The 13,462-nt window shown below is 65.6% G+C and carries 8 protein-coding genes; 3 read left to right on the forward strand and 5 right to left on the reverse strand.

The window, feature by feature from the left end; translation table 11 throughout:
• Positions 1-22 precede the first annotated feature (22 nt).
• Together ACRDNQ_RS03810 and ACRDNQ_RS03815 are read left to right on the forward strand one after the other, a co-directional pair.
• Entirely contained in the window at positions 23-598 is a 576-nt protein-coding gene (locus tag ACRDNQ_RS03810) for an HD domain-containing protein (protein ID WP_431827300.1), read from the forward strand.
• 16 nt (positions 599-614) lie between these two features.
• Positions 615-2,624, forward strand: a complete 2,010-nt coding sequence (locus ACRDNQ_RS03815) for a UvrD-helicase domain-containing protein (RefSeq protein ID WP_431827301.1) — start codon at positions 615-617, stop codon at positions 2,622-2,624.
• A gap of 404 nt (positions 2,625-3,028) precedes the next feature.
• Here ACRDNQ_RS03815 and ACRDNQ_RS03820 read toward each other — a convergent pair whose 3' ends face one another.
• The 5 genes from ACRDNQ_RS03820 to ACRDNQ_RS03840 form a co-directional block, all read right to left on the reverse strand.
• Positions 3,029-6,184, reverse strand: coding sequence for a UvrD-helicase domain-containing protein (locus ACRDNQ_RS03820; RefSeq protein WP_431827302.1), 3,156 nt, complete (start codon positions 6,182-6,184; stop codon positions 3,029-3,031).
• On the reverse strand, positions 6,181-8,784 hold the full coding sequence (locus tag ACRDNQ_RS03825; protein ID WP_431827303.1) for a PD-(D/E)XK nuclease family protein: 2,604 nt from the start codon (positions 8,782-8,784) through the stop codon (positions 6,181-6,183). Before ACRDNQ_RS03825 ends, ACRDNQ_RS03820 begins: the two co-directional genes overlap by 4 nt.
• Positions 8,785-8,848: 64 nt before the next feature.
• Positions 8,849-9,544, reverse strand: coding sequence for a hypothetical protein (locus ACRDNQ_RS03830; RefSeq protein ID WP_431827304.1), 696 nt, complete (start codon positions 9,542-9,544; stop codon positions 8,849-8,851).
• 169 nt (positions 9,545-9,713) lie between these two features.
• Positions 9,714-10,493: a 3'-5' exonuclease gene (locus tag ACRDNQ_RS03835; RefSeq protein WP_431827305.1), complete on the reverse strand. Its 780-nt coding sequence runs from the start codon at positions 10,491-10,493 to the stop codon at positions 9,714-9,716.
• Positions 10,494-10,605: 112 nt separating this feature from the next.
• Positions 10,606-12,483: an inositol monophosphatase family protein gene (locus ACRDNQ_RS03840; RefSeq protein ID WP_431827306.1), complete on the reverse strand. Its 1,878-nt coding sequence runs from the start codon at positions 12,481-12,483 to the stop codon at positions 10,606-10,608.
• A 97-nt stretch (positions 12,484-12,580) separates the two neighbouring features.
• Between ACRDNQ_RS03840 and ACRDNQ_RS03845 the strand changes: the two genes are divergently transcribed.
• On the forward strand, positions 12,581-13,198 hold the full coding sequence (locus tag ACRDNQ_RS03845) for a hypothetical protein (protein ID WP_431827307.1): 618 nt from the start codon (positions 12,581-12,583) through the stop codon (positions 13,196-13,198).
• Positions 13,199-13,462 lie beyond the last annotated feature (264 nt).

Below are 13,462 nucleotides of genomic sequence, written 5' to 3' on the forward strand. Positions count from 1 at the left end.
AATTGATGAATCTGTCGGAGGAATGATGCTGACGGACAGGTTTGGCGAGGCGCTGGTCTTTGCGGAGAAGTCGCACCGGGAGCAGGTGCGTAAGGATACAGATATCCCGTACGTCGCGCACCTCCTCGCGGTGGCGTCCATCGTCCTCGAACACGGTGGAGACGAGGACCAGGCCATCGCGGCGCTTCTTCACGATGCCGTGGAGGATCAAGGCGGCGATGTCATGGGGCTCGAAATCCGAGACCGCTTCGGCGAGCGTGTCTATTCGATCGTGATGGCCTGCACGGACGCGACCGTGATCCCGAAGCCGCCATGGCGGGCGCGGAAGGAAGCCTACATCGCGGCGGTTCCCGGTAAGCCCTCCGACGCGCTTCTGGTGGCCATGGCGGACAAGCTCCATAACGCTCACGCCATCCTCGAAGACCATCGCCGGATTGGCGATGCGATCTGGGACAGATTCAACGGCGGGCATGAAGGCACGGTGTGGTACTACAGGAGCCTCGCGGATGCCTTTGCGTCCCTCGCACCCGGCGACCTCGCCGGACGACTGAAGCGGGCCGCGGACGAAATGGCCGCCACTCTGCCGGCCAGAAGCTGAACGCCCCGAGGCTGCCATGACCGTCATCATCGCCTCCAGCTTCACGAAGTCGCTCGACCGCCTCACCGCCCAGGAGCAGACGCAGACGAAGGTCACCGCCTTCGACATCCAGCAGAGCCCCGACAGCCCCGGCCTCTCGCTCCACCGCATCGACCACTCCCGTGATCCGAACTTCTGGTCGGCCCGCGTGAACCGCGACATACGCATCGTTCTTCACAAGAAAGACGGCACCACGCTCCTCGCCTACGTCGGCCACCACGACGACGCCTACGCCTGGGCCGAACGGCGAAAGCTCGAGAGCCATCCGACCACCGGCGCCGCCCAGATCGTCGAGATCCGCGAGACCGTCGAGGAGGTGGTCATCCAGCGTTACGTCGAGGAGTCGGTCCGGAAACCCCGTCTATTCGAGCGTGAGAGTGACGGGACGCTGCTCTCCTGGGGCATCCCGCCCGAATGGCTGGAGACCGTCCGTCAGGCGACCGACGACACCGTCCTCGACATCGCCACACACCTCCCTGACGAGGCACAGGAAGCCCTGCTCGCAGCGGCGGTGGGCGAAGCGCCCACCATCCGGATCGCGGCAGGCGCTGCGGCCGGCTTTGCCCACCCTGACGCCCAGCGGCGCTTCCGGGTGGTGGAGAACCAGGAAGCCCTCGCCGCGGCGCTTGATGCCCCCTGGGACGATTGGGCGGTGTTCCTGCACCCCGCCCAGCAGGAGTTCGTCGATCGGAACTTCAACGGTCCCGCGCGCATCATCGGATCGGCCGGGACCGGGAAGACAGTGGTGGCGCTTCACAGGGCCGTGCGGCTTGCCTCCGAGGAACAGGGCGCCCGCGTCCTTCTCGCGACCTTCTCACCGGCTTTAGCCGAAGGCCTGCAGGCGAAGATCGCTCGGCTGACCCGCGGAAAGCCAGACGTCGAAGCTCGGATCACCGTCGACACTCTGCCGAACGTGACGCGGCGACTGATGGATGGGGCAGGGGGTGTCCGTATAGTCGACGAGGCTGAGATCGAGGAAGTGATCGACGAGGCGATCGCGACCGTTGGCAGCTCTGTTGATCCCACATTTCTCAAGGACGAGTGGCGGCTCATCGTCGATGCCTGGGATGTCCGAGACCAAAACACATACCGGGAGATACCGCGCCTCGGCCGCAAAGTGCGGATGGCGGCCGGGCGTCGTGATGAGGTGTGGGAGGTCTTTCAACAGGTCCGTTCGACGCTGGAATCCAGCGGCGCTACGACCGAGGCGGCGCTGATGCATGCACTGGCAAATGGGCTGAGCCATCGTCCCTTCACCCACGTCGTGATCGATGAGGCACAGGACATCTCCGTCCCCGAGCTCCGCCTGGTTGCAGCCGTGGCGGGAGATCGGCTCAATGGCGTCTTCTTCGCAGGTGACATTGGACAGCGGATCTTCCGGTCGGCCTTCCCTTGGAAAGCGGCTGGGGTCGACATCCAGGGACGGTCTCGCAGCCTGAAGGTGAACTACCGCACCTCCCATCAGATCCGGTCGAAGTGCGACCTGCTCCTTCCGCCCCGCCTCCTCGAGGCCGATGGAGGTGAGGACAAGCGGACGGGTGTAACCTCGGTCTTTCATGGGCCAGCCCCGGAAATCCATGCGTTCGCCGAACCAGATGAAGAGGCGACCGCGGCCGGTGCCTGGCTGGCCAAGCTCGTCGACGATGGTCTTTCATCTTCGATGATCGCGGTACTTGTCCGATCTGAGCGTGAAATTGCGCGTGCGCTGGCTGTCATTGATAACGCAGGTCTCAAGGAGCTGACGCCGATTCTAATGCATGACGCCAAAGGGAGAGAGTTTCGAGCCGTTGCCGTCGTGGCATGCGATGCTGCAGTGCTGCCATCCGAGGAGCGTCTGCTTAGTGCCATGGATGAGCGAGCGCTCGAAGAGATCTACGCCACCGAGCGCCACCTTCTGTACGTGGCCGCGACGCGGGCGCGGGACTTTCTCTGGATCTCGGGTTGCGAGCCGCTCTCCGAATTCGTCGAGGACCTGGTCTGCAATTGATCGAGATTTGCGCCGCACGTTCCGCGATTGCCCTGCAAGACAAGGTACTGATTACTGCTAATCCGGATATATCTCTCTGCGATTCTCAGGATCACCAATCAAATGCCGCAGAGGATGTGCCCATTTTGCGAGCGTCGGAATTCTGCCTGCGTTGACCTTTGTCCACCCCATTCCGGATGTAGGCACCTCTCGATGGGAGAGTTTTTCATGTCCGATGACTGTTGCCTGACAATCGACGAAGTTGTCCAAAATGATATACGTGTTAATCGTCGAGCACGAGCAGCCGAGTGACCAATCCGCAAATCCCTGCGTCGGAAACATAGTCGCGCATCAAATTGCTCTTGCCCGGTATCCTCGTTCATCGGCAGGCAGCCTCTCATTCCCCCAGAAGCCAGACGAATGAACTAAGGTGCCTTTGCATCCGCAGGGGCGAGAGCCAGTGAAACCATCCCCTCGCTCATCCAGTGAATGGCGATCTGACGTACAGGCTGCCTGCTACGGGAGGACACCAGATCCGCATAAGCCGTGAGCTGCGGCAGGTATCCTGCGAAGCGAACCGCCGGATCCGGGCAGGCGCCCGACTTGTGGTCGAGAATCAGATAACCCGCCCTGCCTACCGCGAGGCAGTCGATGATTGCGTTGGTTTCCGAGCCATCCGCCATGATCTCCTGAAGAGGTACCTCGAACCTGAGTTCATCGTAGCCTTCGTCCTTGAGCCATGCCCGAATAGCGTGGACCTGTTCTTCGATGGCATCGAGTGTTGCAGGATCGAGACCCGTGGCCGCAGGAAGGCGCTCTCGCAGGTCAGGCCGCTCGGCAAGAGTCCGGAAGGCGAGGTGCCACGCACTTCCGCGTTCCGTGGCGCTGTCGTGCGTTCCAATGCCCGGCCCGAGCGCCGGGCCAAGGTTGCGGTGTTGGAGCGGCGGCGGTTCCTGACCGTCCACCGGTTCCAGGGAGGACGGACTACGGCGCCAGGGTGTGCGCGACGCCGAACCCGTGGTCGCTGCACGCCCGAACCGGGCAACGGGTGCTTCGATTGGTTCAACAGGTGCCGGAAACTCCCGGTCGCGATCCTCGTGAAGCAGTCGGACAGCGAACGCCTGGCCGCACACGGTAAGTCCCGCTTCCCCCCTCGCAAGACCCGTGCGTTCGCGCAGGAGATCCACCATGCGCTCCGGCCGGTTCTTTTCCCGTGAGGGCTCTGCAGGCAGTGCGAAAATCAGCCGGTCCCGCGCCCGCGTCAGCGCGACGTAGAGAGCCCTCGCGGCGCCGCGCTCCTCGTCCGGAATCCGCGCATTGGCAAAGACCGCCTGTTTTTCCGGCGCCGCGAAGCACGGCAGCCAGCCGAGACCGGCATGACGAAGGACGTCATCGAGATCGGCGAAGCTGTCGAACTCCGCCCGAAGGGTTCCGGGCCTCTCGGCAAGCCTCTGATCAAGCCCGGCGACGACGGTGATCGGCCATTCGCGGCCTTTGGCGGCGTGCCAGGTCACGACCTCGATGCCCGTCCCCGACCACCCGTTCGGATCGGGATGGAGTGTCCATCCGCGCTCCGTCTGGGCAAGGATCCAACCGAGAAATACCTGCGGACCACATCCGTGGAAGCCGGCGGCCGCGCGCAGATCAACCTCCATGAGGTCGAACTCCTGCGCCTCTGCCTCGAACCGCGCAAGATCTGCAAGCGCCTGCGCAGAGTCCGCAAGACCCGCGGCCCAGTCCCGGATCCGCGCGGCGCGCAGGGTCTCCCCAAGCAAGTCGCCCACGGAGCGTTCCTCGGCGCCAGCGTTGAGCGCGCGGAGCGGGGCAAGAGCGACATGGGTCTCAAGAACGCCGTCGACCGCCGTCCGGAGCGCCTCCTGCAGAGGGAGCGCCGGGGGGCCGAGGGTCAGAAAGGTAAGTGCCGCGTAACCGTCATCGGGATCGGCGACATAGGCGAGAGCCGCCCGCGCCGCGCGGGTTGCCGGGGCCTCGAGCCAACCTTCGCCCTGGATGCGGACAGGTAAACCCCGCGCCCGAAGCGCCGTTGCCACTTGGGCGGCTTCCGCATGTCGGTAGCACAGAACCGCAATGTCCGCGGGGCGTACGGCCCGCAGGACCTTCCCGGCCTTGTCCCAGACTTGCTCCCCGTCCTCGAGGAGGGCCCCAACGCGATCCGCGATGCAGTCGGCCGCATGGTTCTTCTTGTCTGCCCAGCTCCTCGGCAGGAAAATCGCCTCAAGCGCTGTGACCCCGGTTTCCTCCCGCGTCGGCGCAAGGGGATCGTAGCGGTCAAAGAGTGCCGGTCCCATCGCGTTGACCAGGGTCATGATCCGCGGGTCCGACCGCCAGTTGCGGTCAAGAGGATCGACGGATTCCAGATATGCCACCTGCAGCGCCTCTGATAGCCGAGCATCTGCGCCCTGGAAGCCCATAATGGACTGCTTCGTGTCCCCGACGATCAGGGCATGCGGGGCGTGGCGGGCCAGTTGCCAGAGAAGGGCGAACTGGACGGGATTGGTGTCCTGGAACTCGTCGATGACGACGCAGTCGATCTCGTCCAGAACCGCCGCTCGGATGTCCTCGCGGGTTCGGAGCAGTTCCTCCGCCTCCGCGATCATGTCCGCGTAGTCGATCAGGCCGGCCGCCCGCTTTTCGGCATCATAGACCGACAGGATCTCCTGTGCCCCCCGGACGAGGGCTGTCAGGTGAGTACGTGCATCCTCGAGCGGACCTGGATGTCGGAGCAGGCCCTCGGCTGCCTCCATGACGGCCGCGGCCAATGGATCGTAGCCCTCTGGCGTGGGAGAGCCTCGCTTCGAAAGCCGAAGGTCGCGGAGCGCCTGCCACAGCGACCAGTCCCAATCGAGGGCATCTGTCTGGGCAGCTCGCCTGAGATTGCTGTGATCCTTGAAGAATGCCTTGCGCGCCGAGTCGTTCGTCGCCTCGTGTCCAAGCGACGACGGAAAGGCATAGATCAGTGCTTGTGCCGTGCGGCGCAGTGCCGCCGTCAGAATCTGTCCATCCGCCTCGCATACTCCGTAGCCTTCCTCGAGCGCCACGAGCGCGGGATGAAGGATATCCTCGGCGGTTCCCCGCGCTCCGAGCCCGCGCAGAAGGTCGATTGCCTTCATCAGATCGGCGCGAAACGCCTCCTCGGCGCTCATGTCGGCCCCCGGCCGCCACGCATACCCAAAGCGCGCGAGGTTCCGCATGATCGGCGACAGTGCCTCGCATCTTGCGAGTTGCCGCCGGATCAGGAGGTCGCGCTCGGCTTCGCTCAGGAGCCGGCTTCCCGGAGAGCGCCCGGCAGCGAAGGCGTGCTCCGTGAGCAGGCGCTGCCCGAGACTGTGGATCGTTCCGACATAGGCGCGGTCGATCTCGAGCGCGTCGCCGATCCGCCCGCGGGCCATCAGTTCGGCGCGGATGCGAGTCCGGAGCTCGGACGCGGCGGCTTCGGTGAAGGTTACCGCGAGGATCCGTCCCGGCGCCACATGCCCGGCCTCGACCCACTCGGCCAGCGTCGTCTCGATGCGGTAGGTCTTGCCGGACCCAGCACCGGCGGGCACGAGTGTCAATGTCATTCCTCGGCCTCCATTTGGTCCTCGGCCTCGGGCACCAGGAACGCAGCCACGAGGCTGTTCTGCTTGAGGGCATAGGCCGTGATGCCGCAGTCTTTCGCGAACCGCTTGAGATCCCCGGCGCCATTGAGGCGGATCGTTCCGCCGCCGACCTCCTTCACCCGCTCGGCGAGAAGCTCCAGTGCACTCTCCGAGATGTCCGACGTTGCTGCCTCGGCGCCCGCGATGCCTGTGCCGTCGGCGTCCACCATGACCGTGCCATCCAGCATTGTGTGGTAGGCGGTGACAGGGCGGGCGCCCGCACGAACGAGATCGGTGAGAGCGGTGTCTTCGATTGGACGTTCGAGCATCGCCCGGTAGAGCGCGACCTGGAGGTCCCATCCTTTCGACATCCGCTCGCGCCGTCCGTTGGCTCGCGACCGTTTGTGGTCGACGACCAGAACGCGCCCGTCGGGCAGGCGCAGTACGCAGTCGGCTCGTCCGCGGATCAGGAGGCCGCCGTAGTCGCCCGCGAGGTCGATCTCGTTGTGCAGGACTTCCGCGCCTGAGGATTTCAGGAAACGGGCCCAGGCGAGGACCGTTGTTTCGGCCTCCTTCCGGAGACTCGCGCGTTCGGCGGTCCAATCGGGGCCCGCGAGCCAGGGCGCCTCCGCCCTGATCGCTGTGTCCAGCGCGTCGGACAGGCCGGACCGGAGGGCCAGATCCTCCGGGACTGGCGCCCCTTCCGGGAACAGGTGTTCGATGACCTTGTGCATGACGCTGCCGAGCGTCATGACATCAAGAGTCTCGGGCACCCAGGATCGGTCTTTCGCCTCGAGTTCATCGAGGAGCCAGGCGAGGGGGCTCACGAGCAAGGTCTCGAGGCGCGAAGGCGATTGCGGGACGTGACGGCCTTCGCCGCTCTCCCTGACGCGCAGAAGGTCGGACCCCAGGTGAACGAGCGCCTCTGCCGGGGTCGCGGGGGCGCCGCCGCCAGGCACGGGTTCACTGCGCACATGCCCCACGGGCCAGTCTTCCGGCGGATGCGCGCGAAGGTCGACCAGCAGGTCCTCCGGATCCTTGGCACCGAGGAGGTGGGAGATGAGCGCCAGACCCACAGACGGAGGCACAACCTCGCCCCGCAGGTCGCGCGCTGGCACCGTCAAGGTCAGTCCCTCAGACGCGGCGCAGAGTTGGCGTCGGAACAGTTCGAGCCCACGCGCGAGGTGTTCGCGCCGCCCCCTGAGGGAGATCCCCGTCGCATCACGGATCTGGGCGATCTCGCTTTCGGTGAAGAACGGGTTCGCCGCCGGCAGTCTGGGCCAGCTCCGACCGGCCATCCCGAGCACGATGAGGTGCCGCACCGGACGCCAGGGCAAAGCAGTCTCGGTGAAGAGCGAGACGCCCTCGACGTAGCGGTCCGCTCCTTCCGCGGGCGCGGGAGAGGGCGCCGCGAGGCGGCGGATCGCGGGCCAGTCGAGCGTGTCACCAATGGCTGCCCGCAGCGCGCCGATCCGGGGAGCAAGGTCGAGGGCAGGGAGGGCCTCGGCCATCGAGAAGAGCCGCGCCACGAGCTGCTCCGGCGAAGAAACCGGGCGCAGGGCGTCCAGAAGAGCCATTCCCTCTTCACGGAGCTTCTGCGCCCTTTGCGACCAGCCGCGATCGATCACTTCCCGCGCCATCTGCCGGCCTGTGGCCCGTGACCAAGGCATCGCCGGATGGCTGTAAAAGGTGGCAAGCGCGGTGCGTGGGGCAGGTCCCTGCAGGACCGCGAGAAGGGCGCTCATGATCTCGCCGGCCGCATCCCGTCGGGCGGGCGTGGCGGGCAATCCGGAGAGCGGAAGGCCGAGGCGGTCGAAGGACTCGGAAAGCGCCAGCGTGTAGGCCGGGTCGTCGGGCGCCAGAACGCCAAGCTCCGAAGGCGCGGCGACGATATCGTCCGCGAGAAGGGCTTGCGCGCGGGCCGCAGCGAACTCGGCTTCTTCGCGTGGATCACGCAATCCGAAGACCGAAAGGCTGCGATCGCGGGTTACGGTATCCACGGAACGCCCAAGGCCTCTCTGGATTGCCCCAAGCGCCCCAGGCGCTCTGCCATCCGATAGCGCCTGCCGGGTCCTCCAAGCATCAAGCGCCGCCTCGGACGCGATCCCGTGATGCGCGCCGAGATGTTCCTGCAAGGCGTTTTCGAGCGAGTCGGCATGAGGACAGAGGGCAGGATCGAGTACCGGAACCGGTTCAAGCGCGTCGCGCGCCTCGCAACGCAAGACATGCGAGATCGTGTCGAAAGGGGGCGGCAGCGTCTTCAAATCGCGCCAGAGATCCCGAAGCGCGATGAGGTGCGTGCGCGCCCGTCCGTCCTTCAAGGCCTCCGGCCGGAGTTCGGCAGGATCGAGCGCGGAGGTCGCCTTCATCACGGCCACGAGCGCCATCTCTACCGCGGCCGTCGTGGCCTCGGGTGCTGCTGCAAGGCTTTCCGTCCAAGGGGCCGGGCGTCCATTCAGCGCCTCCCTCAAAGACCAGTCGGCCCAGCGCGGCGCAAGGTAGACGTCGCGCAAGAGATCAGGCGTGACCGGTCGGATTGCGCCCGTCTGGGGTGAGCAGGTGAGGAGCGGATCAAGACGCATGAGTGCTTTCGGCGCGCTTTCGGGCAGGGCTGAAGAATCGGTCCGGTTATGCCTCCTGAGGGTGTCAGATTCTGTCGGCCCGGGTGCTGCCTCGCTGTGCCGGCGCGGTGACGACCGGATAGAACGGCTGACCCCAATCCTCCTCGGGGTTGTCCATCATGATGTCGACGATCACCGGCATGACCACGCGAAGGATGTCGGCCGCATCGCGCACCTGTTGGCGATTGACCTTGCCGTTCCAGGTGGCACCCCCGTGCATCATCTGGCACCTGAGCATGTAGAGCCGGTCGAAGACCTGCCGCAGCACGTAGGCCGTGTCGCGATCCGCCATTGCACGGACGAAACGTTCGGCGGAAGACCGGAAGCGCCTGGCCCAGTCGTCGTTCCCGGCTATGCCGTTCTGATTGAGCCAGAAGGGGCGATAGACGAACCGGTTCTCCATGAGCTTCGAGATCGGTCCGCGGAACCGATCCCAGACGACGCCGTAGAGACGGCCGTCGTCGTCATGCGCCACGAGCCGATCGATCAGCTCCACGAACTGGCGCCGGTCGCCAAGACTGCGGTCAGAGTCCACGTCCCGTTCGTCCGCATAGGCGGCGTTGAAGGCGATCCACAGAAAGATGAAGGCGGCGTCGTGATCCTGCGTCTCCCTTTCGGCCCGGCCGATCCAGCTGATCGCGCGGTGAACCCTCAGGCTAACTTCCTGGGGGAATCCGTCCCGAAGCTGACGTTGTTTGGACTTGAGTTCGGCATGGCGCATCGGCGTTCTCCGGACATGTTTCCGTCCGAGCCTCTTAGAGACGCGAATCTCCGAGGCCCTTGATCTCCCGGTAGCCTCAAAGGTGAATGTGTTCTGCATGAGGCGAGACGGCGCAAAGGCGGGTTCCGAGGCGGCAATGAATCCAGCATGTGGAATTCCTTTCCGCCATTCAATTGAGATCCACGAGGGGTACTGATTGCCGGCGCAACTTCAGGAAAATGTCGCCCGCAATCTCGGCGTCGTAATGGCCGTGGTGCAGTCTCGCGTCCTCGAGGGGAATCTTGAGGGCGCCGGCGACGTGCTGGAGCTTGTAAGACAATCCATCTGGCCGACCGGGAGAGTAGCCGATGAACGTTCCTGCTTTGCACGATCTCGCCATCAGAAGGGTGCATATCCATCGATTTCCTGGGCGCCACTTGTGCTTCGTCTTTGCGATTTCGTTCTCGACCACACATTTGTCGAAACGCGCGTTGTGGCACACCAAGGGCAGATCGCGAACGAACTCCTCCAGCTCGCCAAGTGCTCTTGAGGCCTCAAGAGCGCTCTGCTGACCGCCGCTGGAAACATGGTGGTCCCACATCGGTGACAGCTTGAGGCCCTTCATCTCACGGGGATCGACGCGGATGTAGCGCGTGAACCTCGTCTTCGACCACGACCACTCGTCAACGGGAGTAAACCTCACACAGCTTATCTCAAAGGCCCGATGCCTCGAACTCTTGGGGACCAGGCCTGTCGTCTCCGTGTCGAGTGCGCAGAACTCGAAGGCTTTGGGAGAGCTTCGCAGCACCTTCGGCGCCGGAATGGAGCCTCTCTCGGTCTGAGAGACCTTCTTCGGTGTCCCGGCTTGAGGAGGAGGTGGTGTCAAGACTTCAGGGGGCTGCGATCTTCGTCCTCTGCGAAGCCATCCGATGAGGATCGCCACCGCAATCGCACCTACGACAAGTTCCATCGAAAGACCTCACTTACCCGATTGGAGCCTTCAACAGGGGTTTGCCCCCAACATTCGCATTTCGCTCGACCCAGGTGACACGGCAGGTAGCCGCTCTTGTGGAACATCTGAATCAAGGTTGCGAATGAGCGATCAGCACGGCCTCCGCGAGATCCATCGCGTCGTCCGGCCAATACTCCTTCGGCCGCGGATGGTGCAAGCCAGGCGACGTGACAGCGCGGCAGGAGAGGACCGCCCGGCGCCAGCGCAGCGGGATGGCGTCCCGTCCCTGGTTTGCCCCGAGAAGCGCGCCGGCGATGGCGGCGTTGGTGTCGGTGTCGCCGCCAAGGCCGACCGTCTCGACAAGCGCTTCCTCGAGGTCCTGCCGCTGGTAGAGACGGTGGAAGGCGTTTGCGAGCGCGATCACCACGTGTCCCTGATCGGAGCCGTCGAAGCGGGAAGGCAGACCATCCATCGACTGCAGGATCGTGATCCGCACCCTTGCCGCCGCGTCTCCGCTCCCGGCCTGCGCCACGGCGACCGAGAGCATCGTTGCCGGGTCCGCGCCGCCAATCCCCGCCGCGATGGCCGCGGCAAAGGCCGAGGAGGCAGCCACGCAGACCGGATTGGGGTGCGTGAGCGCCGCATCTTCTGCCGCAAGCTGGGCTGCGAGTTCGGGGCGCCCGGCGGCGAAGAGGCCGATCGGGCTCACCCGCATGAGGGCGCCGTTCGACTCGCTGCCCGTGTTCGGGCGGCCGCGCCCTGTGAGGGCGGAAAGTCCCGCCTGCGTCGTGCCGCCGATGTCGAAGGGTCCGCTTGCGCCCCAGGCGACATAGGCCCTGCCGACCGCGTCCCGGTCGAACCGGCCTTTGGCTGCGAGAGAGCGCGCGAGAGCAAGCGCCATCTCGCTGTCGTCGGTCGGCTGGCCCGCAAGAGTGTTCCAAGTCCCGCCGTCGGTGATGTCCCGGACGCCGTCGGGATGGCGGGAGCGGATCGCGTCGGCCTTCTGGAACTCGACGGCGGAGCCGAGGGCATCTCCCGCGAGCTGCCCGAGCAGCGCTCCCTGGGCGCGGCTCAGCATGAAGGCCGACGAGGTGCGCCGCGCGGGCCGCGCGGGGTGGCGCTTCTCCTTCTGGGAGGGCGCGTCGAGCTTGCGGCCGACAAGCTCCGCCACCGTTCGTGGGCGGCCGCCGATGCAGCCGCGGAACCGGGCCGAGGGGGCGTAGGTGAGGGGTTTGCCGTCAAGCTGGACAAGATCGCCGCCGACGCCGCGCAGGATCGCGTGTCCCCCGGCGATGTCGTAGGGATCGAGGCCCGACGTCAGGCTGATGCCGGCGTCAACCTCGCCCGCTGCGGCAAGGGCAAGCCGGTAAGCGATGCTCGGGACCGCGACGAAGCGGGCCGGTGCGATGCGTTCGTGGTTCGAGCGCGCGAAGTCGGCGGCCTCGTCGTTGAACGCCACCACCCGCCCGGGCCGCAGGTCGCCCCGGTCCGGCGAGCCAAGGGGCCAGAGGTTCGGGCCGCGGGCCTCGGCCGAGAGCGCGAAGGCCGGGGCATCGCCAATTGGGGTCAGCATCTCCCCGTTCCGCATCGGCGGGAGGTTCTCCGCCCAGGCGAAGAAGTCTCCCCGGTCGTCGGGTGCGGTCGGTGCGTAGACGACGCCAAGGACGGGGGCGCCTTCGCGGACCAGCGCCACCGAGATCGCCGAGCCGCGCAGGCCCTTGAGGAAGGCGCGGGTGCCGTCCTGCGGGTCGACGACCCACGTGTCGGGCGAGTCCGAGGCGACGCGGGGCATTTCCTCGTCGTGCCAGCCGCAGGCGTGCAGGCCGAGGAGGCGGTCCTTCAGGAGGCGCGCGATCTCGGCGTCGATGAGCGCCTTGTCGCCGCTGCTGCGCGGTCCTCCCGGGCGGTGGAATTCGGAGCGCAGGAGCGCGCCCATCTGGAGGACGGCGTCGGCCACCGGGGCGATAAGCTCGGCGGGAACAGGCAGGTTTTGGGTTCGGCGTAGCATTGTGGTCTCCATCTGGTAACGTGATGGCAGAGGGATCGCACGCCCGGTCGGCGCGCGGTCAGTCTGTCGGAATTTTCCGCACCTGGGGATGGGGATCATGCGGCGCTTCGTCGGCTTCTACTGGACGCTTCCGGTGCCCTTCGCGAAGTTCACCGCGCTGCCCGACGACATTGACGCGGCCGCGGAGAAGAGCACCACGATCCGCTACCAGCGCGAGCGCGTGCGCCGCTGGGTGAAGGAGGAGAAGGGCGAGCTCAGCGCCGAGCGCGCCTTTCTCGAACTCGCCCCCGACCGTGGCACGCCCGAAGGTGCGACAGCCGTCGACGCCGCGATTACCGTCGCAAAGGCGCAAGATGCGGAACTCGTCCTCGTGGATTTCGGCGAGGCTTTCGGATGGCGCACGCATCCTGCGCTCCGGCATCGTCTGGAGAGCTCCGGCCATCCCTTCGTCATGCTTCCCCCGGAGCCGGTTTTTCTGGACGGAAAACGCTTCGACCCGATCGCGCATTTCCGGACCTGGGCTGAGACGTGGAGAGAATACCGTGGTTCAAAGGAGACGCGGAAAGGTGCGGTTCTCGCGGCGCTCGGAACCCTGGCAGTGGAGGAGATGACCTATGCCGAAGTGGCGGCTTCGCTCAACGAGGCGGGCGTCCCCACGGTGAGCGGGAAGTCATGGACGAAGGAGACGCTCCGGAAGTTTCTTGCCATGCCATGAAAGCGGAGCCCTCGGTCATTCCCGGGGAGTGACGCCTCGACCAATTCCGGCCCGAAAAAGGTCACCTTCCTTCAATAGGCAAATGGCCAACCTTCGCCGTGTGAGCGATCCGGACCGAATGAATGCAGTGTCCATTGGGTGAGCCTTGTTCGTTCATCTGGCGCGTGAGCTCACTCAGAGTCCGGACTCCGGGATGAGATATGAAAGAACACGGACGCCATTCGTCGCGTCCATTTACATGCGCGACGCAGATGGGAGCAGGCT

The organism is Saliniferula longa, from assembly GCF_050789285.1.
In the GTDB taxonomy this organism is placed as follows: Bacteria; Pseudomonadota; Alphaproteobacteria; order Rhodobacterales; family Rhodobacteraceae; genus CAVPWP01.